General features: G+C 65.1%; 19 protein-coding genes and 1 pseudogene. 4 read left to right on the forward strand and 16 right to left on the reverse strand.

The features are described from left to right. Nucleotides 1-8: 8 nt before the first annotated feature. From SB786_RS18575 to SB786_RS18635, 13 genes and pseudogenes are all read right to left on the reverse strand, one after another. Complete coding sequence (locus SB786_RS18575) at nucleotides 9-1,049, reverse strand: T6SS immunity protein Tli4 family protein (protein ID WP_410728713.1); 1,041 nt, start codon at nucleotides 1,047-1,049, stop codon at nucleotides 9-11. Next, nucleotides 1,043-2,986 carry an esterase/lipase family protein gene (locus SB786_RS18580; protein WP_410728714.1) on the reverse strand — a complete coding sequence of 648 codons (1,944 nt, stop codon included), beginning with the start codon at nucleotides 2,984-2,986 and terminating at the stop codon, nucleotides 1,043-1,045. Before SB786_RS18580 ends, SB786_RS18575 begins: the two co-directional genes overlap by 7 nt. 35 nt (nucleotides 2,987-3,021) lie before the next feature. Beyond that, nucleotides 3,022-5,808, reverse strand: coding sequence for a type VI secretion system Vgr family protein (locus SB786_RS18585; RefSeq protein ID WP_410728737.1), 2,787 nt, complete (start codon nucleotides 5,806-5,808; stop codon nucleotides 3,022-3,024). Between the two features lie 426 nt (nucleotides 5,809-6,234). Beyond that, a pseudogene (locus SB786_RS18590) lies at nucleotides 6,235-6,961 on the reverse strand (multidrug ABC transporter ATPase); the annotation flags it as partial. A gap of 34 nt (nucleotides 6,962-6,995) precedes the next feature. Next, on the reverse strand, nucleotides 6,996-7,379 hold the full coding sequence (locus SB786_RS18595) for an ATP-dependent protease (protein ID WP_410728715.1): 384 nt from the start codon (nucleotides 7,377-7,379) through the stop codon (nucleotides 6,996-6,998). Nucleotides 7,380-7,935: 556 nt separating this feature from the next. Beyond that, nucleotides 7,936-9,327, reverse strand: a complete 1,392-nt coding sequence (locus SB786_RS18600; RefSeq protein ID WP_410728716.1) for a DUF6602 domain-containing protein — start codon at nucleotides 9,325-9,327, stop codon at nucleotides 7,936-7,938. A 253-nt stretch (nucleotides 9,328-9,580) separates the two neighbouring features. Beyond that, nucleotides 9,581-10,645, reverse strand: a complete 1,065-nt coding sequence (locus tag SB786_RS18605; protein WP_410728717.1) for a 2-aminoethylphosphonate aminotransferase — start codon at nucleotides 10,643-10,645, stop codon at nucleotides 9,581-9,583. Next, nucleotides 10,645-11,826 carry a phosphonopyruvate decarboxylase gene (gene aepY, locus SB786_RS18610; RefSeq protein WP_410728718.1) on the reverse strand — a complete coding sequence of 394 codons (1,182 nt, stop codon included), beginning with the start codon at nucleotides 11,824-11,826 and terminating at the stop codon, nucleotides 10,645-10,647. Before aepY ends, SB786_RS18605 begins: the two co-directional genes overlap by 1 nt. After that, complete coding sequence (gene aepX, locus SB786_RS18615; RefSeq protein ID WP_006760252.1) at nucleotides 11,823-13,511, reverse strand: phosphoenolpyruvate mutase; 1,689 nt, start codon at nucleotides 13,509-13,511, stop codon at nucleotides 11,823-11,825. Before aepX ends, aepY begins: the two co-directional genes overlap by 4 nt. Beyond that, a complete protein-coding gene (locus SB786_RS18620; protein ID WP_410728719.1) occupies nucleotides 13,508-14,275 on the reverse strand; it encodes an NTP transferase domain-containing protein in 768 nt (255 codons plus the stop codon). The genes aepX and SB786_RS18620 overlap by 4 nt, the downstream gene beginning before the upstream one ends. 36 nt (nucleotides 14,276-14,311) lie before the next feature. Next, complete coding sequence (locus SB786_RS18625) at nucleotides 14,312-15,313, reverse strand: HpnL family protein (RefSeq protein WP_410728720.1); 1,002 nt, start codon at nucleotides 15,311-15,313, stop codon at nucleotides 14,312-14,314. Continuing rightward, on the reverse strand, nucleotides 15,310-16,110 hold the full coding sequence (locus tag SB786_RS18630; protein ID WP_410728721.1) for a 2OG-Fe(II) oxygenase: 801 nt from the start codon (nucleotides 16,108-16,110) through the stop codon (nucleotides 15,310-15,312). The genes SB786_RS18625 and SB786_RS18630 overlap by 4 nt, the downstream gene beginning before the upstream one ends. Next, the gene (locus tag SB786_RS18635) at nucleotides 16,107-16,787 is read right to left on the reverse strand and encodes a CDP-alcohol phosphatidyltransferase family protein (protein WP_410728722.1); all 681 of its coding nucleotides are present in this window, start codon (nucleotides 16,785-16,787) and stop codon (nucleotides 16,107-16,109) included. Before SB786_RS18635 ends, SB786_RS18630 begins: the two co-directional genes overlap by 4 nt. 640 nt (nucleotides 16,788-17,427) lie before the next feature. Here SB786_RS18635 and SB786_RS18640 point away from each other — a divergent pair. Then, nucleotides 17,428-18,942 (forward strand): acetyl-CoA hydrolase/transferase family protein, encoded by a 1,515-nt coding sequence (locus SB786_RS18640; protein ID WP_410728723.1) that lies wholly within the window; start codon nucleotides 17,428-17,430, stop codon nucleotides 18,940-18,942. A 281-nt stretch (nucleotides 18,943-19,223) separates the two neighbouring features. Further along, nucleotides 19,224-19,649, forward strand: coding sequence for a helix-turn-helix domain-containing protein (locus SB786_RS18645; RefSeq protein ID WP_410728724.1), 426 nt, complete (start codon nucleotides 19,224-19,226; stop codon nucleotides 19,647-19,649). Between the two features lie 78 nt (nucleotides 19,650-19,727). On the opposite strand, the gene SB786_RS18650 is transcribed toward SB786_RS18645, so the two are convergent. Together SB786_RS18650 and SB786_RS18655 are read right to left on the reverse strand one after the other, a co-directional pair. Further along, the gene (locus SB786_RS18650; protein WP_410728725.1) at nucleotides 19,728-20,606 is read right to left on the reverse strand and encodes a helix-hairpin-helix domain-containing protein; all 879 of its coding nucleotides are present in this window, start codon (nucleotides 20,604-20,606) and stop codon (nucleotides 19,728-19,730) included. A gap of 188 nt (nucleotides 20,607-20,794) precedes the next feature. After that, nucleotides 20,795-22,351, reverse strand: a complete 1,557-nt coding sequence (locus tag SB786_RS18655; protein WP_410728726.1) for a sigma-70 family RNA polymerase sigma factor — start codon at nucleotides 22,349-22,351, stop codon at nucleotides 20,795-20,797. Between the two features lie 307 nt (nucleotides 22,352-22,658). Here SB786_RS18655 and SB786_RS18660 point away from each other — a divergent pair, with 307 nt between their 5' ends. Beyond that, nucleotides 22,659-23,111: a hypothetical protein gene (locus SB786_RS18660; protein WP_410728727.1), complete on the forward strand. Its 453-nt coding sequence runs from the start codon at nucleotides 22,659-22,661 to the stop codon at nucleotides 23,109-23,111. 33 nt (nucleotides 23,112-23,144) lie between these two features. After that, the gene (locus tag SB786_RS18665) at nucleotides 23,145-23,981 is read left to right on the forward strand and encodes an SH3 domain-containing protein (RefSeq protein ID WP_410728728.1); all 837 of its coding nucleotides are present in this window, start codon (nucleotides 23,145-23,147) and stop codon (nucleotides 23,979-23,981) included. 115 nt (nucleotides 23,982-24,096) lie between these two features. Here the strand turns inward: SB786_RS18665 and ilvD are convergent, their stop codons facing one another. Beyond that, nucleotides 24,097-25,956, reverse strand: a complete 1,860-nt coding sequence (gene ilvD, locus SB786_RS18670) for a dihydroxy-acid dehydratase (protein WP_410728729.1) — start codon at nucleotides 25,954-25,956, stop codon at nucleotides 24,097-24,099. Between the last annotated feature and the right edge of the window lie 396 nt (nucleotides 25,957-26,352).

Genomic DNA, 26,352 nt, shown 5'->3' on the forward strand with positions numbered 1-26,352 from the left:
GGCCCCGCTTAGACCGCGCCCGGCCGAAGGTGCAGGCTGTTCAGCAACGTCTCCCACGTTTGCAGTGCGCCGGCCTCGTCCACGGGTGACGTCGCTTCGTCAGGCTTCAAATCGGGGCTGCTCGCACCGACCAGCAACTGAATTGCGGTATGCGGTTTCGCCAGCGTGCTCGGATCGCCCGGCGCAAGCAGGTAGAAGCGGTAGGACGTGATCTCGCCTTCCTTCAGCGCGAACAGGACTTCCTCGGCATCCATCCCGGCCACCGTGCGTTTGCCTTGCCGCAGAATCCGATAGCTCCCGCTCGACACACGATCCATCTGCGCACGCAGTGCGGGCAGTGTCTTGGTCAGGGATTCTTTCTGGTCCGCGTTCACTGAATCGCGCATCTTAATGACGAGCAGTGCTGGCCGTCCTGGCATCAGCGCGATCGACTGGCTGACCTCCTCGGTGAAAGTCGAGGAGCCGGTGGCAATACCGCCATCGAAGCAGAAACCCGATTCGGTTGGTACCGACCAGTTATCGCGCGCCTTGATGCGACGATAGAGATCGGTGTAAACAGACTCAAACTTGTCCAAACCACTTGAGCCAACTGAACCAGTGGTATGGAATATGGTGTTGTTTTCGTAAATATAACCCTCTGTCTTGAATGGCAATCTCACTGCCTTTGCCACCCCTTCTTGATAAGCAAAGACCATTGAAGTCTTTGTTGGAGAAAATTTTTTCTCGAGCCAAACATGCCCCGATTTATCTTCTGGATTTGCAGGATTAAAGCGTCGCTTTGTGCGCAGGTCCCTCTCTAATCCATCAATCTTGGTTTGATAGATGGCAGGAGTTCCGTTGTACTGAGTCTCCAACGTATCCCCCCAAAACTCGTAGCGCTGATTCGTAATTTTGCTTGCCACTGGCCGATCAAATACGAAGCGCCCGATGCACCACGGACGCGGCTTGGACAGCAAGGGATTCGTCATTGCTGGTTCACCTGAAAACGTTATCGAACAGGCGCACACGCCCGCCACTAAAAATAGGAGTCGGCCAATACGCGTCAGCATGATGGCGCGTCCTGCGCGATTTGCACGATGCTGTAGAGCAGCGCCCAGCGTGCCCATGGATGGTTATAGCTCTCCTGATGCACATAGCCTCCTTGGTCAAACACCATTTGTACGCCTGGAGCTGCTCCACCGTCCGCGCCGCGCGCGGGGGACTCAGCTGACCAGACCGGCACGGTCCCGTCGCCCGGCACGATGCCATTTTTATCGGGATCGGGCGCATTGCTGCCCGGCGGCAGCTTTGCTACCTTCTGCACCTCGAATTCGATGGTGACGTTGCGTGAATCCAGGTGCACACGCAGCGTCCCAGTGTGTGAATCGTCGTGTTTCTCACCCAAGAACCGCGCGGCGCGCAGTTCTTCATCCGTAACGCCGGCCGGTATATTCCCTTTCCAGATCACCGTACCCCATGCCAACAGATCGTCGAGCTTCTCGCCTTTTTCGATCTTAGGTTTGCCATGGTCGTCGCCCGAAGCAGTTGAATCCTTGGGCGTAAGCGCCCCATCTCCGTATGATACGTATGTTTTCTCGTGGTATTTATTTTTTATTGCGTATTGATTGCGTATCACGGATAGCATCGTTTCTGCAAAATTCTCAACCACAGTCTTTTTGGCTGGGCTTTTATCAAGGCGATCCTTCACAATTCCAGCAGGATCGAGCAACGAAGACGATTGCTTCGGAACCAAGCCGTACCACTCTTGATTAATATAAAGCTCGTTGTACACGTCGCCCTGTTTTGGCAGCTTCATAACCGGATCGCCATTGAGCCGCGCAAAGATCCACCACGCCTCCCCGTTGTGATAATCCGGCATCGGCAACAATTCCAGCGCCCCCGGTGCGTTTGCTCCCACTGCCACGAACTCGTCCGCGTTGCTTCCGAGCAGAGCGCCATTGATGAAGCCGTTCACCCCGCCTTCGCTGCCGCCGCCGGTGCGGAACCGCTTCGCGGCGATCGGCGCGCCGGTCGCCGGCAGCACGTTGTGGAACACGCCGTGCATCAGATCTGCCGCGCCGTGCATCGCAATTGCCATGCGCGCGACCAGGCCGCCCATCGAGTGCGTGAGGATGATCGCCTTGCCGCTGTGGTTCTCCGCGATGATTTCCTTGATGCCCATCAGTCGAGCCTTCTTGCCAGTCTTCTTGTCCTCGAAATCCATGCCATCGATGACCTGCTGCGCCGACTTCTCATTCGACTGCAGCCAGTTGTAACCGATTGCATACACCCGGTACCGGTATTTCGCGAAATGCTCGAACGCGACCGACTCTTCAGTGATGGCCTGTCCCCGGCCTTGCGCGCCGGCATCAGTCGCTCCATAGTCGGCCGGCTCGGTGCCGAGCACGGGCTTGAGCGTCCACTTCTTGCCGTCGGGGTCGGTTTCGATCCACGCTCCCTTGTGCTTACCCATATACTTCGGCTCGTTCAGTTGCTCCTCGAGCCATGCCAGCATCGGTTGATAGCTCGAACGGTACACCGAGCCCCAGCCGCGTCGACGCGCCTCTGCTTCATCGACATACTGGTCTTCCTCGTCCTCCTTCTGGAGCTTGCCGGCACGGATCGGCCCGAATGGGGTCGGAGACGCCACGGTCGCGTCGAACTGTGTTTCTCGCGTCGACGCGCCCTTGAACCACATGCCGATCAATGCCGGCAACGCACCCGCTTTCCCGAGCATACCGTCCGTATTCGGCGGAAAAAACATCTCATCGCCGGTTTCCTTGTTGACCAACGGCGAGCCCATAATGCCCGGCAGGAAGATCACAGGGATGATCGGCCGCACGTCGCACAACAGTTCCTTGCTCCGCGTGTCGCTGGCGGGCGTCAGCGTGAAGTGCCCGACCGACGCGCCGTCCTTGTCCGTGCGGCCAACTTGCCGCACGACTTCTTGCTCGGCGTCGTCGCTGAACGGCGAACCGCCACCGGATTGATTTGTGTTATCGCTCATCGTCGTTATTCAAATTCGCGCATCGATTATCGGGTTCATGCCGCAGGGCCATTCGGCTTCGGCCGCAACGCGCGCACCGCCAGTTTCTCAATATCCTCGCTCCTCTGCTCGGTGATCTGTCCCAGCTCGTTTGTCATCCCTGACAACGTTGTTCCGTCACCACGGATGAGCTCGTACGGGTGGTTTTTCAGCACCTCGCCGGAGATGCGATCGCGCAGCACGTACGGATCGTTGAACTTGGCCGTCGGCAGGTTGTTCATGTGCTCCGCTACCGAGCTCGGCCCCTGTCGGCTGAACGAGGCCGACTTGATCGTGCGGCCGCCGCGCGTGCCGTCTTCGATACCATCCTTCGTGATTCGTATATACGAGCCGCCGCACTTGAAAATCAGTTCCTCGGTCGCCTCGATCACGATCCGCTTCTTGCTGAACAGCGACGTGTCCTTGGCTGAGTTCAGTTTGATTTCGTCGGTGTGGGCTGACACCTCGATCGGCCCCTTCGCGGCGAACAGCTTCATGCCGGCCTTCTGCACGAACAGGCTGATCTTCTCCGCCGCGGCCGCAATCAGCGACTTGCCGCTGGCCAAGTGGGTGTTTTCGCCGCTGACCACGTTGACTTCCGCTTCCGCCACCACGTGGGCGGAGCGGTCCGCGAGGGCCGCAAAGTCCGCTGGCGTCGCGATCACGATCACGGGCTTCGCGAAGCTGTTCGCGTTGCCGGCGCCGCCGCCGGCCGTGACGCCGCCCGACGTCTGTCCCGACACAGGATGTTGCACGGACGTCGTCAGGTCCTTGAGTGCATCTTGACCGGCCTGCAGTGATTCGGCCTGCGCGGTCGTGCTGGCGCTCGACAGCGATTCCACCAGCATCCCGGCCTGCTGCAGCCGAGTGCGGGCCTCGTCGACGCTGAGCTGCTCGTCGTCGTAGGCTTTCGCGTGAGTGCTGATCGACATGCCCTTGCTCGCACGCACCGCACCGTATTCGTCGGCATGCAGCACGAAGCCTTGGCCGAGATAACGACCGCGCGTGTTGCCGTCCTGCTGGATGAGATAGCCCTGCGTGAGCGCCGCGTAGCTCTTGCCTGTGTAGCTGATGAGCCGCGTGCCGCCCTGATTCGTCGCGTCGTCGTGCACGAACACGTTGTACGCGCCGGTGTTGCCGAAGCCCTGCGATTGAAACCCTGACAGCAGCACATTCGTGTGCCAGGGCGATGGCGTCGTGCCGCCGTTGACGCGTCCAAAAATAAAGGGCTTGTCACAGTCATTGCTCCAGTAACCGACGAGCACCCATTCGCCCGCGCGCGGCACGTGCACCGCGCCATACCCTTTGCCCGTATCGGATTGCATCGACGACAGCAGCGGCGACGCATTGAACGCGCCGTCCGGATTTTTCCGGTCCCATGCGAAATGCACGCGAACCTGATTCCGCTCGTTCGACCAGGCCTCGATTCCTTGCTGCGTGACGACGAGCGCATGCTCGATCGACATCGTCGGCTTCGGATGGTCGAATGGGCTTCGAAACTCGACCCGTGCCTCCTGCGCCTCGACCTCGAGTACGAAGAAGCCGGCCATACCGTCCTCAATGTGGCCCGACGTCGTGAAGCGCGCGCCGTATGCCGCCTGCTGTTCGGCCAGCGTCGCACGCAGGCTGAGCGGGAATTCGGTCGGCGGCTGGCCGATCGGCACGTTATTCTCGATGAACCAGCGCGCCTCGACGGCCAGGAACGTCCGGTCGGCGTCGTCGCGTTCCGGATGGCGCGGGTGGTCGTTCAGCACGAAGCGCGATCCCGCATCAAGCCAGCGCAGACCGCCGACCGCAAAGTAGCGCCGGGCGCGCGCATCCCAGCCCTGCACGCGCCGGCGTGCGCGGGCGCCGCCGCTGTCGGAATCGGGATAGCCATACGCAGTTGGTTCATAGACCGTCATCGGCGCATTCGGAATCCGGTTCTGCTGCGCTTGGTGTCGGCCGTCGTCCGTGACGTAGGTGACTGACGCCAGCGTACTCGCCGCTTTAAAGCGGGACGCGGGGCGTTTGTAATCGAATGCGCTGGACTCGTACCGCAGGCTCTGCATTGTCTGCATCGCCGCCCAGTGCGTGAACCCGTTCACGGCCTCGTTGTCGCCAGCGCCGTGCACGAAGTCGGCCGGCTTCGTGTCGGGCAGCGCCGCGACCTGGTCGACAATCACCAGCGTGGTCTTGGGTGTCTCGCCGTCCCGGACCGGCTCGTGCGCCCAGTAGCAATACCAGCCTTCGTCTTCGAGCAGGCGGTGAAAGAAATGCAGATCGGTTTCACTCTGCCGGCACCAAGAGCGCACCGACGGCTCGCGATTCAGGCTGAAGCGGAATCGGCCCTGCAACTGCGGGTACCGATTGAGGAGGTCGGACACGATGTCCTGTGCCGTCTGCTCGAGCCACCCCTCGTCGTTACGCGTGCCGCCCAGGAACACCAGCGCCGACGAAAATTCGAGCTGGTAGGTTGAGAGCCCACCGTCCCCGCCCAGGTAGCCGACCCGGTGCACGAAACCGTGGATTGGACGATAGACGGATTCGGCAAACGGGGCGGTGGGCTGCTGGATCCACAACGTGACCGGCTGGTGCATCAACGACAGCAGCGCGGTGTCGTCACGCAGTGACGCGACGTCCAGTGTCCAGTTATAGTCGCGGCCGATCCGGGCCGTGCCACGCGCGCGCAGCGGAATCAGCGCGTGTTGGCCCAGCGGCGTGTCCAGCTTCAGCAGGCGGTTGCGCTGAAGCAAGCCCCGATGAATCGCGTCGTACAGCTCGCGAAATTTGAGTTCCCCGAGCGCAGGTGGTTTGAGTGCCATTTTTCTCTCAATATTGTTTGAGTTTTCCGCGCAGGGCGGACGCGAAAGGGAACGGCCATGGCCATCGCTGTTCCCCCTCTGGGCATCGCGAACTTTATGGCTTGCCCCTAAAGCGAGCCGCAGGAACAAACCGGACGTCGATGCTTGACTCGATCGTAGCAGCCGGTATTGGACCTCTCCTGCAATTTTGACAATCTTTCATAATTTATAATCGAAAGGACAATAACTCTTGGATGGCTCCAGTATGAGCGAACGACCGGAATGCGCATCATATGCCTCGATCGCAGTGTCAAAGCCATTTCAAGATGTCGGGGTGCCAGCCAGATAGAAATGTTGTTTTCCGGAGTTCGGGATTTGTATCTCATCGGCTTCCAGATCACGCAGTGTCGAAGATTTGGTTCTGATCGGGCAGGGCGCTTACGCTTACCGCGTTGGCCTTCCCCCGGCGTCAGAATAGTTGCCGTCCTTGCGTTGCGTCTCGGCGACGTGTGCCGTGATAGAGAGGTCGGCGAAGCCGTGGCTCGATGTTTTCTCGACGGCGATGGTCATTTTCGCATCTTCGCTGCGGGCGTCGCCGGTGCCCGGACCGCAGGCGTCGCTTTCGACACTGACCCATCCATACGATTGGTGCCGAACACGGGACGAATACGATTGCCTTCGCAAACCCACAGCGTCAGTTCTTGGCTCGCATTCGCATCGGGACAGCTCGGCCCGCGCGCGCCGCTCAGGAACACGACACCGAATGCGCGCACATCGGGCGACAGCCGATACGGCGCGGTGTCGATGCGATAGCTGTTCTCGCCGGCCTCCGTCGCGGCACCTTCCTCGATCACCGACCGATCGGCCGCTACGACCTTGCCGCCTTCGACAAGCGCGATGACTGGAGCTTATTGTTGCCGCCCGGGTTCTCGCTCTTCGGCAGCGAATCGAACGCGACGGCTGCGATTGTCGTGCGCGGTGCGTCGGGCATCGCCTTGCACGCCGATGCGATGACGAGCCTGTCCGCGTCGCGCGTGGCGATGCGTGCACTCGCGATGCCGGCCCAGCGGGCGACGGCCGTGATGGCTGCGTCGTCGCACGGCTGGTTGTCGGTGGCGTGAGCAGCGGGAGCGAGCACGAGTGCCAACAGCGGGACGAAGCGGGGGATTCTCATGGCGACAATGGAAAAGGTGTTTCGCATCTTTCGATCAGAGATCTCCGCGCACTTCACCAGTTCCCAGCGCGCTCCGCTGCCGATTGACTTCCGCCCAAAGCTCATCGCTGTCGTCGTTGCGCAGCACGACCATGCAGTCCAGTTGATCGTCAGTCACGCCGAAGTAGTCCAGGATTTCCCGGCGAACCGCATCGACGAACTGCGCGTATTCCGGGGTTGCCTGGGCATGAGCGTGCAAGGCGTCGTATGCTGCATCGTCCGCGCCGCCGCCGTGCTCGTCGATATAGCGCGAGATCCACTGGTCTCGTTCGTGGTCGTAATCGGCCTCGGCGCGCATCGCTTGCACCGCCGTGTAGAAATCCAATTGGGCAAACGCGGTGATCGCCGCCGTTGTCGCCTCGTCGAAGGTAGTCGTCATTCCATTTCTCTTGTCTGTCATGGCATAACCTCGCTCGGGCTGTGCCCGGCTTGGTGCCGCGAATTCGGACGGCGTGATACGCCGCCTTGCACTGATGTTTTGTGCCCGAGCAAAGGCACCATGATTGGGATGCTCACGCCTTCGGGTGCGCCATTCATCGGGACCGTCCGGCAACGGGGCACTCATTTTGCCACTGCAAGCACAGCGATCGCGATGGAAACGACGGGCGCGGTAGATCGCGGAAGTTGTCGAGGGAATCATCGCAAGCGTCACTCTGGCACTTAAGCGTCAATGCGGGCGTTGGTCGTGAAGGGCTCATAATGGCCGAGCCGAACGCCGCCGGATATCTCCTGGGTGGGCCGTTACCGGCTCAAAACGACCCGTTGCGGTCTTTCATCGCTTGGCGTCATGTGTCTGCTTCCTGACACTGAACGGTCTTTCAGGGTGGGACACTTATCGCTCCGCAACGCGAGCGATCGACATTGGCGATGAGAGCGAGAGACAGCGGAACCATTTAAGGCAGAAGCCTAAACTGATTCGGTGAAGAATGGCGGAGCTAGTTACCTGCATCGTCGCTTTCTGCTGTCTTCGGGACGATCTTCTTCTCGCACTTCGGACAGAAGTTTATAATTTCCTGTTCGATTTCGTAGATATACGGTATCCAGATAATCATCCCGGCGGCCTCGATTGAGTCAAAAGCAATCGACTTGACGGTGACTTCCTTGCCATCCGCCATCATGGGTGTATCCAACACTAGCAGATCAGGGAGAGCGATATTTTTCGGGTTATAGATTCGAACTTCGGCGTTCTGGCGCTCGTAAGCCTCCCAATTGTCGCCAGGCTGGCCGTAGGCGAGTTCCGTAGCTCGAACCCAATTTATTGGCGTCGCTGTCTTGCACCATTCAATGACTTCGATAAGTTTGGACTCGGTTAGCTTTCGCGGGTAATCCCCGTGTTTATCGCACGCGCCAAACTCCGCAAAAAAGCCAAATGAATATTTGTAGGAATGCTCGCCGGCGACCAAGGGAAGCCTGTAGTACGAATTGACAACGATCGGCTGCGTTACCGTATTCCGAAGCAAATCGATCAGAATAGTGTAAAGGCTGAAAAAGCAGGAGTTGTCCCGATCTGGACGGCCGTGTATCTCAGGATTTTTGATCGCCGCAATTTGGCTGTTAGTGTATGCAGCTTGGGTTTCGTCACCGCACAACAGAAATCCCTTTGATAAAACGAATACCGCATTGGGCCAAGTGTGCCGCGGATTCGTTTCCGTGAACAGTTTCAACTCGTCAACGAAATCGCACCAGTCTAGGTCGGTATCGTAAGCGAATAGAATGCCAAAACCAAATTCGCTTTTTGCGTCACCTGAAATGATGGGGAAGCCCTGCGATTTCGTTCGACTGAGCTTTTTGTAACTTGCGATATTCAGCAGCCCTTCCCGAATATCATTTCGTGAAATTCTCGATTTGACCTGAAGCACGCCATACGTACATTCGACCGGCAATACGCTGTACGCCTTCTCGACCTGCATCAAGGTGATCGCTTCACTCGAATCATAAAAGAGGAGGTCTAGCTCTTGGCTTATGTGCCCTGAAGTGGATGCCACCCGATGGCTCGTTGAGGTAACCGCATAGCGGTTCGGAATCAATCCGGTATCGACCAAGTATCTACGTAAGACCTGTTCACGCGCTGTCCCAACGTCGCGAGGATGCTTAGGGTTTTTCGTACGGTCGAACGCCTTGAGCAGATCGTCCTGAAAATAGCTGAACTCGCGTTCAAGCCCGTGAAATGCTCGATCTTTCGATCGCAGGTCTGTGGCACGCCTGACCTTTGCTGTAAGCACTTCGCGCGTGCGAACCTCGCGCTCAGCGAACTCGCTCCTCTCCACCTTCTGTGCCTTGGTCAGCCTTTTGCGGATAGGTCTTTTTACTTGAGTTGGTTTGCTCATGGGCGCACTTGGATTTGCAGACTGACGTCTAAAACACAGAATTTGCAAATAATACCCTGCGCGGACGTCGCCTGATCCTGTTGCTCCTGGATGACCGAGATGTGTGCTATTGCAGACGGCCTCACGAAAAGCTCGATCGTCTCTCCGTGGCCGAACGCCGCCAGTCCCCCCACGTTCCCCGCGCGCTCCCCGACGAACAACAAAAAAGGCCCTTGCGGGCCTCTCATGGACGAACGTACAAGCAGGGCAACGCTTACCGCGTCAACTCCGTAAACCCCTCCAGCAACCGATCGACATCAGCCGCCTCGATCGCCCCCATCGTCGAGATCCGGAACAATTCCTTCGACAACCCGCCTTGCCCCGCATAAATCACGAAGCCACGCGCCTTCAATCCGTCATGCAGCGTCTCGTACGTAACGCCTTGCGGCAGCCGGTACGCACGCAGCACGACCGACGAAGCGCCTTCGGGCAGCACGAGCGACATCCCGCGCGCCGCCAGCCCAGCCTGCGCCTGATCGGCGAGCGCCTTGTAGTGCGCATGCCGCGCACGCCAGCCACCGGCTTCGTCGAACTCGCGCAGTGCCTCTACGAGCGCATAGTAAGCATGCACGGAAGGCGTAAACGGCGTATTCCGCTGATCCTGAAGCTTCGCAAGCCGACCAAGATCGAGGTAATAAGTCCGGCTCGCTGCCTTGGCAAGCGCGCTGCGGCGCACGATCACGAACGCGGCACCCGGCACACCGTGCAGGCACTTGTTCGCGGTAGCGGCAACCGCATCAATGACGCCACCGGCAAAGTCGATCGCCTCAGCCCCAAAGCTGCTCACACCATCGACAAGCATCTTCACACCACGCGCACGGCATACGTCGGCGATCTTACCGAGATCATTCAGCCGGCCGGTCGTCGTTTCGTGATGAATCACCGCAACGTGCGAATACCCACCCGCATCGAGCTTCCCACCAATCTGCGCGAGATCGGGCGCCTGCATCCACTCATGCTTCAGCACATCATGCGCGATCCCGTACTGGGTCGCGATCTGCGTGATGCGCTCGCCGTACACGCCGTTCTCGATCACGAGCAGCTTGCCGTCCTGCGGCACGAGCGCCGCGATCATGCTTTCGACGGCGGCGGTGCCCGAGCCCGTCATCAGCACGGCGGCCCATTCGGCCGGATCGAGTTCGTACGCGGCGACGAGGCGCGCGCGCGCTTCATCCTGCAGATCGAAGAATTCGCTTTCGCGATGGCACAGGTCGGGTTGCAACAGGCTGCGGCGCACGCGTTCGCTCAGCGTGACCGGGCCGGGGTTCAGCAGCAGCATCAATGAGCTCCTTCGGCGTGGGCTTCGGCCTGTGCGGCGCCGATATGCCGCATCAGGCGGGTCTTGACCTCGACCGGCGTGACGGTCGGGCGCGGCAGGCCGTCGGGCACGCCCGTGCGGATCGCAACGCGCACGAACTGCGTACCGTTGCTCTGCGCGGCGAGCGTCGCATCGAGCACGTCGAGCGTGTCGCCTTCGACGGCGGACGCATAGCCGCATGCCGCCGCGACGCCCGCGAACGACACATGCCGCGACACGGTCGCCTGGCCGCCGGTCGATTCGTGCGCGCCGTTGTCGAGCAGCACGTGCGTGAGGTTGGACGGCCCGTAGGTGCCGAGCGTCGCGAACACGCCCATGCGCATCAGCGCGGCGCCGTCGCCGTCGACGGCCACCACGCGCAGGTCGGGGCGCGCGAGCGCGAGACCCAGCGCGAGCGGCGTCACGCAACCCATCGAGCCGACCATGTACAGCTGGTTCGGACGGTCGTCGATCGCATAGAGTTCGCGGCCGCAGAAGCCGGTGGACGCAAGCACGACGGTCGAATCGACCGGCGTGTGCGCGATCACGCGTTGCAGCGCGTCGTGGCGCGTCGGCCACGCGGCGGGTGATTCAGCACGTGCCGCCGACTCTGCGGCGACATGCGCGCGCGGCGTCGCCGCCGGGTTCGCCTTCAGTTCATACGGCGCGACGCTGCCTTTTTGCATCACGAGCGCGTACGGGCGGCCCGTTGCGTCCATGTGCGCGATCGCGCGGTCGAGCGCCGGGCCGACCTGTTCGGGGTCGGTCGGGAACGTCTCCCACGGGATCTCCATCGTGTCGAGCATGGCCGGCGTGATGGGCCCCATCAGCGCGTGCTGCGGCTCGTCGGACACGCCCGGCTGGCCGCGCCACGTGACGATCAGCAACTGCGGCAGCCGGAACGTCCAGGTCAGCGACGTGAGCGGGCTCACCGCATTGCCGAGCCCGGAGTTCTGCATCATCGCGATCCCGCGCTTGCCGCCGAGGGTGGCGCCAGCGATCAGCGCGACCGCGTCGCCTTCGTTCGCGGCCGACAGGTAGTGCAGCGTCGGGTCCTGCAGCACGTAATTGATGAACGGCGTCAGGTACGAGCAGGGCACGCCCGCGTACCAGTCGAAACCGCGCTCGCGCGCGGCCTCGACGAACTGGGCCGCTTCGATCATTGCGCGCCCCCGTTGCCGGCGCCCGGCTCGGACAGCGGCGTCTGGCCGTGCGCGAAGTCGCCCGCGCGGCGGAAGTCCTCGAGATCGTTGACGCCGCGCCAGTGGCCGTGCACGTACTGCACCTCGATCTTCTCGCCGGCGGCGATCAGTTCGTTGAGCAGCGACGGGATATCGAGCGTGTCGAAATCAGGACGTGCCTGCAGCGTCGCGAGCATCGCCTTCAGGCGGTCGACGCCTGCGCCGCGCACGTTCAGCAGACCGATCCAACGGCCGTGCGGCGTGCCTGCGGCAACATCGCTCGATACGCGTTGCAGGTAGGTTTTCTGACCGAACAGGCCGCGGTCGTCGGCGGCCGAGCAGAGCGCGAAATCGCGCACGCTCTGGTTGGTCGGCTCCGTCAGCGACGAATCGACGACGACGCTGAACTCGGCCTCGCTCTCCGCGAGGTCGCGCACGATGTAGCTGCGGAACAGCAGGTCGCCGTACGAGATCACGGTGTCGCCGGTCAGGCGTTCGGCCGCGCACGCGAGCGACGCGAGCTCGCCCGTCTGCGCGTGACGCTCGTTGACGACGAGCTTGATGCCCGACGTGTCGATCGCGTCGGCGCGATAGCCGCCGACCACGGTGATGTCGTTCACGCCGTGCGTCTTGAAGCCGTCGACGAGCCAGCGCAACAGCGGCTTGCCGGCGACCGGCAGCATGACCTTGGGTTTGTCCTCGGTGACGGCCTCGAGCCCCTTGCCGCGGCTCGCGGCGAGCACGATCGCGGCGTTCGACGCGCGCGACGACGACGACAGGTAGATGCGCTCCGCTGCCGAGTATTCGTCGGCGTCCTGCAGGCGGAAGATCTCGTTGACCGACGCGACGCGGTCCTCGACGTTGATCAGCGTCTCGTTTTCATGAATCTCGCGCGCGACGGCCTGCATGGCCGACGCCGATGCGCGGATCAGGTGGTTCGCCCAGATCACGGTGCTGATGCCGGCCTGGCGGAACACGTCGGTCGGCGTGCTGTAGTACTTGGTCGGCACGATCACGAGCGGCGCCTTGCCGCTCCATTCGCGTGCGAACTGGAGAATTTCGTCGGGGCGCGACAGCTTGCTGTGAATCAGGATCGCGTCCGCACCGGCTTCCGCATACGCGTTCGCGCGGCGCAGCGCCTCGTCCATCCCCCAGCCCGCGATCAGCGCCTCGACGCGCGCGACGATCGAGAAGTCGGGGTCGCTCTGCGAATCCTTGCCGGCCTTGATCTTGCCGCAGAACTCATCGATTTCCGCGAGCGGCTGGCGCTCGCCGCCGATGAAGCTGTTCGTCTTCGGGAATTGCTTGTCTTCGATGCACACGCCGGCGATGCCGCGCTGCTCGAGCTTCTTCACGAGGCGGCGCACGTTGTTGAAGTTGCCGTAGCCGGTGTCGCCGTCGAGCAGGATCGGCAGGTCGCTCGCGTCGGCCATGAACTCGAGCACGTCGACGACCTGCGTCCAGCTCGCTTCGTTGTTGTCGCGCACGCCGAACTGCGCGGAGATCGCGAGGCCCGATGCCCAGATGCCCTTGAAGCCTGCTTCGCGGACGATCCGTGCGGACAGGCCGTTGTGCGCTTCCATCAGGAATTCGAGTTCGTTGCTGACGAGCATGCGGCGCAGGCGTGCGCTGCGCGATTCGGAGAAGTTGGGTTCGCGAGCGTTCATCGTGCGGCTCCTGCCGTGGTGCGTTGAATCAGGGGAAGAATGTCTTGTGTCGCGCGTGCGACGTCGTTCGGGAAGTCGATCTCGATCCACGGCGAACCCGTGACGTCGGCGACGTCGAACGAGTGGCCGCCTTCGAGCAGCAGGTCGCGCACGGCTTCCTCGTGCGGCATGTTCGCGCGGCCGCTGTCGACGTAGCCGGCGACGATTTTCGCGAGGCGGCGCGCGGTGCCTTCGGTGAAGCGGAAGAAGCCGACCGATTCGCCGATCGTATCGTAGTCGAGGTCGACGGCGAGCTGCTTGCGCAACTCGACCGGCACGCCGTTCTTCAGGCACAGCTTGACGGGCTCGTCGCCGGCTTCGAAGTCGCGATCGATCAGCAGGCGGTCGATCGACTTGTCCGGATCGGCCACCAGCGCGTGCAGGATGTTCTCGTCGTAGAGCACGTCGGCGTCCATCAGCAGCACGTCGCCGCCGCGCGTCATCGCATCGGCGATGGTGTGCACGGTCAGCACGCTGCCGAGGTCGTAGCGCTCGTTGATCACGATCTCGGCGGTGCGGCCGAGGCGCTTCAATTCCTGCTCGACCTTCTCGGACTGGAAGCCGAGCCCGAGCACGATTTCATCGACGCCGGCGGCGTCGAGCACGCGCAGATGGCGCTCGAGCAGCGACACGTCGTCGAAGCGCAGCAGGCACTTCGGGAATTGCGCCTCGGGCGGTTGTTGCAGGCGCAAGCCGAGGCCTGCCGCAAGAATGATGGCTCGCATGGGTTCTCCAACCAAAAAGCCGGCGGATCTGAACGATCAGTCGGCGAGCGGCTGCGGCGCATGGCGCCGCTGCCAGTTTCTTTCACTGAAATGCAGATAGAGCAGGCCGGGCAGGCCGAGCGCGAGTTCGCGCGCGCGCTTCGCGAGCGACAGCGCGAGCGCCGCGTCGGGCGGCAGGCCGACCAGCGGGGCGAGCAGCAGGTAACCGCCTTCCTGCGCCCCGAGCGAGCCCGGGATCGCGAACGCCGCACCGCGAATCGCCTGGCCGACGCTCTCGAGCAGCAGCGCGTCGAGCCAGCTGACCGGGTGCCCGAGGAAGTGCAGCGCGAGCCACACTTCCGCGGTGCCGGCGATCCAGCCGACGAGGCTCAACGCGAAGGTCTTCGCGACCTTCGCACGATCGCGGTACAGCGCGGCGACCGCGTTGTCGATCGCATCCGCGCGGGTCGCCAGCGACGACCAGTCGCGCGGGCCGAGCAGCTTCGACGCGAGACGCATCCCGCGGCCGAACAGCCCGCGCCGCTGCGCCGCGTAGAACGCGACGGCGAGGGCGCCGAGCACGCCGGTGGCGATCAGCGCCGGCGTGCGCAGATGAGCGACCGAATCGTGCGTCGCATACAGGCTGAACGCGGCGATGCCGATGAGCGCGAACGCCATCTGCGCGAGCGCCTGCATCGTCGTGCCGACGGTGACCGCGGCGGCCGCATCGGCCATCCGCGTGCCGCGCTGCGCCAGGTAGCGCACCATCAGCACCGGGCCGCCGATCTGCCCGGCGGGCAGCAGGCTGTTCACCGATTCGCCGACCCAGCGCGCGCGCAGCGCGTTGCCGAGCTCGGCGGCCGGTTGACCGCGGCGAAACATCACGGAGACCGCGAACGCGTCGATCACGAGCGGCACGACGTGGAACGCCGCGACGAGCGCGAGGCCCCAGCCGGCCGCGAGGAGCGTCGACGCGACCGCGCCGACGCCCTGCCACGCGAGCAGGGCGATGAAGAGTGCCGTTCCGAGGGACAGCAGGATCAGGCCGGCGCGTGTCATGACCCGCTCGAGCGTCGCGTGGCCAGCTGCTTGAACACCTGGCGGAAACCGAAATACGCGATCGCGTCCTTCATGTTCGAGATGAAGCGCTTCCACGGCCGCATGCCGGGGTTGGTCACGTATTCGAAAGTCAGCGATACGCGCGTCTCGTTCTGGCCGAGCGGCGTGACCCGGTGGCGCAGCTTGTCGCCGTCGAACAGCACGATGCCGCCGTCGGCGATCTGCACGGAGCCCGGTTCGTCGGGCACGTCCGGATTGCGCGTATGCAGTTCGTAGTCGAGCCGGCACGACGATTCGTCGATCACGCCGATCAGCAGCGTATAGCGGCGACCGTCGTAGTACGACGTGTCGTAGTGCCAGCCGATGTGGTCGCCCGGCTTCGTGTAGTAATACAGCGCGTACGCGTGCGGATCGTTCTCCGGCGACAGCATCAGCTTGTCGCCCGTGATTTTCTCGAGGAAGCCGATCAGCGCCTTCGAGCGGTACAGCTCCGCGATGTACGGTGCCTGCTCGTCGATCGTATGCCGGCTCACGCTGCCGCCCTGCTTGTGGCCGGGCAGGTAATTGCGGTTCAGGCCGGGCTGCAGCGCGCGGGCGGCGGCCGCGAGTTTCGCGTGCGCGTCGGGCGGCAGGAATGCGTCCAGATACAGGAACGACCCCTGGCGCGTGTAGTCGCTGCGCAGGCGGTCGAGGTCGAGTTGGCCGACACAGCCGGCCACGGTGCGATCGGGATCGGCGCGCGCAGGCGCGGGGCGTGCCGGGCTCAGCACGGAGTCGTCGCGCGTGCTAGAAGTCATTTGGAAGCCTGGATTTCGGTTGAATTCTGCGGGGCGTTGCCGCGGCGCACGATGCGCCACCAGTCGAGCACGACCCATGCGGCGAACAGCGGGGCGCCGATCGACGCCGCGAGCAGGAACGGCTGGACGCTGTCGGCGAGCGTCACGAGCGGCAGCAGGTAGAGCACGTCTTCCGTCTCGAAGCCGCCGGCGAACGCCTGCTTGGTGCCGGCCTTGCCGGCGACCGATTCGATCCGCATGCGCAGGAAGAAGATCAGCGCGACGGCCGCACCGGCCAGCGCACCGAGCAGCACCGGCGACGCGGCCATCTGGCCGCCCTGGGCGACGATGCCGAGGCCCATGCTGACGAACAGCGCGACCGTCACGAGCGCGTCGGCCGCGAGGTCGTAAAAGTGACCGATCTTGCTGGACTTGCCGCTGATGCGCGCGAGTTCGCCGTCGGTGTGGTCGACGAAGTTCGACAGCACGATCAGGAATGCGCCTGCGTTGCTCCACCCGAAGCCGCCTTGCGCCAGGCCCCAGGCGCCGGCGAGGCCGATCAGCAGACGAAGGGTAGTGAGGTGATTCGGGGTGACCGGCGTGTCGATCAGCGGCCGGACGAGCGCGCGCGCGAGCCGCGCATCCCACGTGCGGGGTAGCGGCGGTTCCGGGTGTTTGGCGGTTTTTCTTTGGTCCATCGGCGAAATATATACGGAATTGTAACTTGTTGCTTTTTCTTCGATCAATGTCCTGACATGCGGGAGTGTTAACGCGAGTCCGCGCATGGGCCGGTTGCGGCCCGGATGCGCGAAACGGTGTGCGCGCATCCGGGCCGCATGTAATCCAGTGTGGTTCGCATGACGCGCCTGTCAAGGGCCCGCGGGCCTGGCCCAGCGGGCCTCGCGGCGTGGCGCGCGCGTCGCCGGATTGACGTGGATCAGGCCCGAAAAAGCGGCGCGGGGCGACAATTGCCGCGGCGATCGCCGGTCGGCCGGCGCATGCTGATTCCCTGCGTTCCGGCAGTCAATCCGGAAAGGTCACAGTCGACTGACGTTCGGTCGTTGGTCATCCGCACGCGGCATATTGGCGATTCGCTTTCGCACACCTTTCGAGTGCATTCGGCAGATTGTTCCGCCTGTCACAGAACGGCCGTTCGATACCCGGCGCATTCAGTAAGTATCTTTTGCATTCAGCGGACATTTCGCGGGGATGGCCTCTGCGATACTCCGACCGTGCCTGTGGTGCCGGGCCGCCCCTCGCGGCCCCAAGGGCTTCGCGTCGCTCAGGAGACACCCCCCGCGACGTCAACGACAGACCAAAAGCGTCAGATATACAGCCATGTCTTCATCACGCATCCTCGCTCGCGCCCTGCGTTCGCTCGTCCGCACCGCCGACGAAGCCGCCGCGCTGATCCGTCCCGGCATGACCGTCGCGATGAGCGGCTTCACCGGCTCCGGCTATCCGAAGGCCGTGCCGGCCGCGCTCGCCGCCCACATCGACGCCGCCCATGCGCGCGGCGAGGACTTCCGGATCAACGTGCTGACGGGCGCCTCGACCGCGCCGGAGCTCGACGGCGCGCTCGCCCGCACCAACGGCATCTCGATGCGCCTGCCGTACCAGTCCGACCCGACGCTGCGCGACAAGATCAACAGCGGCGAAGTCGACTACCAGGACGTCCACCTGAGCCACGTCGCGCAATACGCGTGGTTCGGGCTGTACGGCGACCTCGACGTCGCGATTGTCGAAGTCGCGGGCATCCGCGAGGACGGGCTGCTGATTCCGTCCGCATCGATCGGCAACAACAAGACGTGGCTCGAGCAGGCGAAGCACGTGATCCTCGAAGTCAACTCGCGCCAGCCGCTCGGCCTCGACGGGATGCACGACGTCTATTACGGCACCGCGCTGCCGCCGCACCGCAAGCCGATTCCGCTGACCAAAAGCGACGACCGGATCGGCGAGCCGTACCTGCGCTGTCCGGCCGACAAGATCGTCGCGATCGTCGAGACCGACGCGCCGGACCGCAGCAACGCGTTCTCCGCGCCGGACGCCACGTCGAAGCAGATCGCGCTGCAACTGATCGACTTCCTGCGCCACGAAGTGAAGCGCGGCCGTCTGCCGGAAAACCTGCTGCCGCTGCAGTCGGGTGTCGGCAACATCACGAACGCGGTGCTCGCGGAACTGAGCACGGCCGGCTTCTCGAACCTCACCGCGTACACCGAGGTGATCCAGGACGGCATGCTGGACCTGCTCGACGACGGCACGCTGAGCTTCGCGTCGGCCACGGCGCTGTCGCTGAGCCCGGCCGCCGTGCAGCGCTTCGCCGACGATATCGCGACGTTCCGCGAAAAAATCCTGCTGCGCCCGCAGGAGATCAGCAACCATCCGGAACTCGTGCGCCGGCTCGGCTGCATCGCGATGAACGGGATGATCGAAGCCGATATCTACGGCAACGTGAACTCGACGCACGTGATGGGCACGAAGATCCAGAACGGCATCGGCGGCTCGGGCGACTTCGCGCGCAACGGCTACCTGTCGTGCTTCATGTCGGCCAGCACCGCGAAGGGCGGCGCGATCTCGCGGATCGTGCCGATGGCGAGCCACGTCGACCATACCGAGCACGACGTCGCGGTGGTCGTCACCGAGCAGGGGCTCGCCGACCTGCGCGGCCTGTCGCCGAAGCAGCGTGCGCGCAAGGTCATCGCGACCTGCGCGCATCCGGACTACCGTCCGATGCTCGAGGACTACTTCGAGCGCGCGTCGCGCGAGAGCTTCGGCAAGCACACGCCGCATCTGCTCGCGGAGGCGCTGTCGTGGCATGAACGCTACGTGCGCACCGGGACGATGAAGGCCTGAGCCCGGCCGGGCGCGGTGCCTGCGCGCACCGCGCGCGCCCGTCGCCTCGTCAGTCCATCGCCGCGTGCACGCCCACAGGTCCGTCACGAGCGTCGCGCCCGCGCCGATCAGCAGAATGCGCACCAGGAAGTCGTGCGAGGTCATCGCGCGCCTCCGGGGCGAATGGCGGCGGCGGGGCGCGACGGCAGACGAGTCGGTGTCGGCGGGTTCATGGCGGTCCAGTCTTGTGTCGAAGGAATCGAGCGGCTATCTTGCAACTTCAAGTTCACTTGAGGACAAGCATGAGCCGTCTGGACATCGCCGAGGTCGCGCGTCGCTCGGGATTGCCCGCGTCGACGCTGCGCTACTACGAGGAAAAGGGATTAATCGTGCCGAACGGTCGGCACGGGCTGCGGCGCCAGTATGACGAGTCGGTGCTGGAGCGCCTTGCGCTGATCGCGCTCGGCCGCGAGGCGGGTTTCGCGCTCGACGACATCCTCGCGATGTTCGGCGCGGACGGCCGGCCGGCGATCGATCGCGCGAAGCTCGACGACAAGGCCGACGAGCTCGACCGCACGATCCGACGTCTCGGTGCGGTGCGCGATGCGCTGCGGCATGCGGCCGTGTGCCCGGCGCCGAGTCATCTCGAGTGTCCGTCGTTCCGCAAGCTCCTGCGCATCGCCGCGCACCGTCATCCGGCGCGTCGCACGAAGACCGAAGGCACGTAGCGGGTTCGGCTTGGCGGAGTCGGGCGCGCGAGCGTGCGATGGGGCGGGCATGCCGCGACGGCTAATGCCCCGAGCGCGTCATCCCGCGTAATAGACGCGGCATTCCATCTCGCGTCCGCGCACGATGCGCTTGCCGACGAGCGAACCGAACGTTTCGGTGACGACTGTCCGCTGGTGCTCGCATTGCAACGCATCGTAGAAGTAGAGCGCGACCCAGTCCGCGGTGCGGCCGGCCTCGTGCGGGCGTGCGGGATACGGGCACAGTGCGGTGAAATGCCAGCCGCCTTTCGTCATGTGCATCACGGGCGGCGACACGCTGACGTCCGCGTTCACGCGACGCGTCACGAGCATGGGAAGGATGCCGGCGGCGGCCTTGTTGCGGTACAGGCGGTCGATGTAAAGCAGCAGTTCGACAGGCGGTTCGGTGCCGAGGTCGGCGTCGCGCGCGTGGCCTTGCCAGCGCCGGCGCCGGCTTAGTACGTCGTCGAGCGCCGCGCGGATGCCGGCGGCGCGACGCGGGCCGACACCCGAAATCGCGTCGAGCTGGCCGCTGCGGGCCGCGCGTTCGAGATCCTCGAGTGTATCGATGTGCAACTGGTCGTGAATCCGCAGCGCGAGCGCATGACCGATGCCCGGCACGGCTTCGAAGGCGGACACGCGTTCCGCATCGCCGCGCAGCCGATCGAGCAGGCGCCAGCGCCCGGTCACCAGCCATTCGGCGATCGCCTGCGCGACGCCCGTGCCGACCTCCGGGAGCGCGCCGAGCGCATCGACACCGCCCGCGTTGAAGCGCGTGCGGATGCCGTCGTCGAGCGACTCGATCGTATCGGCCGACGTGCGGTAGGCGGCCACCCGGTAGGGATTCGCGCCCTGGTCGGCAAGCAGCTGCGCGGCTTCGCGCAGGCAGGCCGCGATTTGCCGGTTTTCCTCGTGCGTCTGGCTGACGGTCGTCTGCATGGTGCGGGACCTGGGGAAGCGCAAACGGAATGAACGGGGCGCGCAACGCGCGGGCCACCGCTCATTTCAGCACATTGTCACGGCAAGCGACGAACAATACTTGATGCGCGTCAATGGCAAACGTTGCACAGGCGCGAACCGCGCCGCGCGCGCGTTCGTGCCGGGATGGGGCACGAACGCGCGACCGGTTACGCGTCGAGGAACGACTCCGCGCCCTCGGCCTCCGCGACCGTGCGCAGCGTCGCGAGCGCGCGCTTCTCGATCTGCCGCACGCGTTCGCGCGACATGCCCGCGTCCTGCGCGATCGCGTCGTAGGTGTCGGGCTCGGCGCCACCGAGGCCGAACCGCCGGCGCAGCACGTCGGCTTCGGCCGGCGTGACCGAGCGCAGCAGCGACGTCACGCATTCGCGCATGCGCGTGTCCGCCAGGCGCTCGAACGGGCTCGCCGACGCCTGGTCCTCGATCAGGTCGACGAGGCCCGTCTCCGCGTCGGGCAGCGGCGTGTCGAGCGACAGCGGCTCGGCAGGCAGCGCGAGCACCGCGCGCAGCTTGCCCTCGGGGAGCCCGGTTTCGGCAACCAGTTCGGCCGGCGTCGCCCGGCGGCCCGTGCGTTGGCGGAAGCGCAGCGCATGCCGCTGCACGCGCTGGTACTGGTCGCCGACGTGCACGGGCACGCGGATCGTGCGCGAGCGGTCGGCCACCGCGCGTGCGACTGCCTGCCGGATCCACCAGGTCGCATAGGTCGAGAACTTGAAGCCGCGCCGGTATTCGAACTTCTCGATCGCGCGCATCAGGCCGAGGCAGCCGTCCTGCACGAGGTCGGGCAGGTCGACGCCGCGGTTCATGTACTTGCGCGCGATCGACAGCACGAGCCGCAGGTTCGCCTCCAGCATTGCACGTGTAGCGTCGCGTACCTTTTGCTGACCGTCGCTCAGGGCGGCGCCGAGCGCACGCCGCGCGACCGCATCGAAGCACGCGGCGTCGGTGTCGGCGGCGGCGTTGGCCGGCGCGGCGGCGAGCGCGCGCAGGACGCGGCTCGCTTCGTCCACGGCCGGTGCAACCCACGCGAGCGAACCGAGCAGTGCGGCGAGCCGGTTGCGCGCGTCGCGGTATTCGGCCGAGCGGCAGCCTTGCGCGTGCAATGCGCCGCGCAGGGCCGCGACGGCGCCCTGCAGCGTGTCGTAGCGCGCGGGTGCCGGCGTGTCGCCTTCGCCTTCGCCGTCGCCGATGTCAGCGCCTTCGCCTCCGGCCGCGCCGCTTACACGCGTTGCACCATGGCGCGCGAGCAGCGCATCGACCGCCGCCGGGTAGCCGGCGAGCGCGTGCAGGATCTGATGGCGGCCCGTTTCGATCTCGCGGGCGAGCACGATTTCGTCCTCGCGCTTGAGCAGCGGCACCGCGTGAATGCGTCGCATATACAACGCGAGCGGATCGGTCGACGCGCTCGTGCCGCGGGCGAGATCACCGAGCAGCGCGCGGCCTTCGTCGAGCGCATCGCGATCGACGTCGACCGGTGCCGCGCCCGCGAACGGCGCCGGCGCGGCCGGCTCGTCGAGCACGGCGATGCCGATATCCGCGAGCGCGGCGCGCACGACGTCCAGCGCGTCGGGGCTGTCGCTTTCCGGCGGCAGCGCGTCGACGAGGTCGGCGTGCGTCAGATAACCCTGTTCGCCGGCGAGCGCCAGCAGTTGGATGATCGGATCGAGGGGCGTGTCCGCCCGAAGCGTGGGGCGTGGCGTAGTCATGTCGATGGCGGCGTGAGCCGCATTCCTGTTGGGCGGGCCGAAGTCCGCTGGTTTCAGGCCGCCGGGGGCCGCGAACACCCGTCCGCGCCGGCCAGCCTGACTGAATATCCAAGTGAGGGCATTTGCGCCAACTTCAACGCCGGCGCGCCAGACGCGCGAGCACGCGGCGTACCCGCGCGGTGCGACCCCATCAATTGCGGCGGCGAAACTAAAAGTAACCGATCAAACCCGCAGAAATATGCAGGGGACGTAAGCTAGAGTCAGGCGCGCGCCGCGCGGCGACGCACGAATTCCAGCGGAGCTTCAAATGAACCCGATTCACGCCGCGAGGCCAGCCGTCATCGTGCTGGCCATGATCGCGCTGAGTGGCTGCTATTACACGGGCCCTTACGGCTATGCACCGTATTACGCACCCGTGCCCGCTGTGGCGTCGCAGCGGGAGATCCCGGTGGCGCCGGCAAATGCCGGGACGGCCTCGTCCACACCCGCGGTGCCGGCCGTGCCGCCGCCGACAGACGATTATGCCTATGGCTACGCACCGGCTCCAGTGTATGCGGCGCCGGCCTATGTGCCTTACCCGGCCTACTACCCCGCGTACTACCCCGGCTGGTACGGGCCGCCGGTCGCGATCGGCTTCGGCTTCCGCGGATATTGGGGCGGCGGCTACCGGGGCGGGTACTGGCACCGTCCGTGGGGTGGCGGCCGCGGGGGCGGCGGACATTGGGGCGGGGGACACTGGGGCGGCGGCCATCGACACTGACCGACGCGCGGCGGCACCGCGCGGGAGAGCAACATGAGCAACACCATCATCCGAAGTTTGTGCGTCCTCCTGTTCGGCATCGCTGCCGTGCCGGGGATCGCCGACGCCCAAAGCAGCGCTTACACGAACTCGGGGGCCCAACTCTATGCGGGGCCGGCGCCCGATTATCCTGTCGTCGCGCAACTTCCGCCCGGCACCGCGGTGGACGTGTTCGGCTGCCTGAGCGACTACTCGTGGTGCGACGTCGCGCTGCCGGGCGTGCGCGGCTGGATCGACGCGCAGCAGCTCGACTACCCGTACCAGGGCAATTACGTGCCGATGCTCGAATACGGCGCTATCATCGGCGTGCCGGTGACCGGGTTCGCGATCGGCGCGTACTGGGACCGTTATTACCGCCACCGGCCGTGGTTTCACGACCGCGATCGCTGGGAGCGTCGTGCCGAGCCGCGCGTCGGCCCCGGCGGGATGCCGCCCGCCTACGGGCGCCCGCAGCCGGGCGGGCCGATCCAGCGCGCGCCGGGCGGCGCGCCGCCGGTGCAGCATGATGCACGGCCGTCGGCCACGCGGGGCGGCTGGAACGGCCCGAACCGCGCGCCGGCTCCGCAGGTCGCGCCCGCACGTGCGCCCGCGCCGATGCCCGCGCCCGCGCCGATGCCCGGCGCGGCGGGTGTCCAACAGCCGGCTCCGCCGCCCGCGCCACCCGCACCGAGCGGTGGCCCGGCCCGGATGATGGTCCCGCCGACGCATCAGGGCGGCGGCGGTTACGGCGCTCGGCCGCAGGGCGGTGGGAACGGGGGCGGTGGCGCAAACGGCGGCGGGAACCACGGCGGTGGTGGCGGCGGGCGCAGCAGCGACGAGTTCCGTCGTTGATCGGCTGAAGGCTCCGGTGCCGCGGCCCCCGGCCGGCGCCGGATGAAAAAAGCCGCTCCGGAGAGCGGCTTCTGGATCAGGCGGGCAGGCCGTGCGTGCGGCCCGCTGCCCGGCGTCAGTCGTCCAGCAGCGACACGTCGCGCACGGCACCCTTGTCGGCCGACATCACCAGCTTCGCATAGGCCTTCAGCGCCGCGGACACCTTGCGCGGACGCGGTTGCGCCGGCTTCCAGCCCTTCGCGTTTTGCTCTTCGCGGCGACGCGCGAGTTCCTCGTCCGACACCAGCACGTCGATCGTGCGGTTCGGGATGTCGATGCGGATCTTGTCACCGTCGCGTACGAGGCCGATCGCGCCCCCCGCTGCCGCTTCCGGCGAGCAGTGGCCGATCGACAGGCCCGACGTGCCGCCCGAGAAGCGGCCGTCCGTCAGCAGCGCGCATGCCTTGCCGAGGCCCTTCGACTTGATGTAGCTCGTCGGGTACAGCATTTCCTGCATGCCGGGGCCGCCCTTCGGGCCTTCGTAGCGCACGATCACCACGTCGCCGGCCTTGACCTTGTCGTTCAGGATGTTCTCGACCGCTTCGTCCTGCGATTCGGTGACGTGGGCCGAGCCCTCGAACACGAGGATGCTTTCGTCGACGCCGGCCGTCTTCACGACGCAGCCGTCGAGCGCGATGTTGCCGGTCAGCACGGCCAGGCCGCCTTCCTTCGAGAACGCATGCTCGTACGAGCGGATGCAGCCTTCGGCGCGGTCGAGGTCGAGGCTCGGCCAGCGCGTGTCCTGGCTGAACGCGACCTGCGTCGGGATCCCGGCCGGGCCGGCCTGGTAGAACGTGCGCACTGCTGCGTCGTCGGTGCGGACGATATCCCACTGGTCGAGCGCATCCTTCAGCGTGGGCGCGTGCACCGTCGGCACGTCGGTGTGCAGCTTGCCGGCGCGGTCGAGCTCGCCGAGGATCGCCATGATGCCGCCCGCGCGGTGCACGTCCTCGATGTGGTACTTGTTCGTGTTCGGTGCGACCTTGCACAGCTGCGGCACGATGCGCGACAGGCGATCGATGTCCTTCATCGTGAAGTCGATGCCGGCTTCCTGCGCGATCGCCAGCAGGTGCAGGATCGTGTTGGTCGAACCGCCCATCGCGATGTCGAGCGTCATGGCGTTCTCGAACGCCTTGAAGCCGACCGAGCGCGGCAGCACGCGCATGTCGTCCTGCTCGTAGTGCTGGCGGGTCAGCTCGACGATGCGGCGGCCGGCGCGCTTGAACAGCAGCTCGCGATCGGCGTGCGTCGCGACGACCGTGCCGTTGCCGGGCAGCGACAGGCCGAGCGCTTCGGTCAGGCAGTTCATCGAGTTCGCGGTGAACATGCCCGAGCACGAACCGCAGGTCGGGCAGGCCGAGCGTTCGACTTCGGCGACGTCGGCATCCGAATACGCCGGGTCGGCCGCGATCACCATCGCGTCGACGAGGTCGAGCTTCTTCAGTTCGATGGTCTTGGTGACCGGGTTCGCGAGACGCGTCTTGCCGGCTTCCATCGGGCCGCCCGACACGAAGATCACCGGAATGTCGAGGCGCATCGCGGCCATCAGCATCCCCGGCGTGATCTTGTCGCAGTTCGAGATGCACACCATCGCGTCCGCGCAGTGCGCGTTCACCATGTATTCGACGGAGTCGGCGATGATGTCGCGGCTCGGCAGCGAATAGAGCATGCCGTCATGGCCCATCGCGATGCCGTCGTCGACCGCGATCGTGTTGAATTCCTTCGCGACGCCGCCGGCGGCCTCGATCTCGCGCGCGACGAGCTGGCCGAGATCCTTCAGGTGCACGTGCCCGGGCACGAACTGCGTGAACGAGTTGACGACCGCGATGATCGGCTTCGAAAAATCGTCGTCTTTCATGCCGGTGGCGCGCCACAGCGAGCGCGCACCTGCCATGTTGCGGCCGGCGGTGGAGGTTTTGGAACGGTATGTGGGCATTGTGATGGCTGAAGAAATATCGCGGAAAAGGATGGAGGCACGGGATTGAAGGCCTCTCGCGCGCCCGTGCGAACAACCTCTTGAGCTGCGCCCTGGGCAAACTGGGCGATTATCCCACACCCGCCGGGCGTGCGGCGGCCGCGGGAGCGGGGGAAGGGCGCGGGCGGGGAGCCGGGCAGCGGCGCACGAGGGGCGCGGGGTCTTGCCGGCGCAACTGTTGGCGCAACTGTCGGCGGAACCGGGGGGCGGAATCGGGCGACGGAATCGGGCGGTGAAACCGAGCGACGGAATCAGTCGGCGGAATCTACGGCGAAACCAGCGGCGAAACCAGCGGCGAAACCAGCGGCGAAACCAGCGGCGAAACCAGCGGCGAAACCAGCGGCGAAACCAGCGGCG

The sequence above is a fragment of the Burkholderia sp. SIMBA_062 genome (assembly GCF_046534765.1).
Taxonomy (GTDB): Bacteria; Pseudomonadota; Gammaproteobacteria; order Burkholderiales; family Burkholderiaceae; genus Burkholderia; species Burkholderia ambifaria.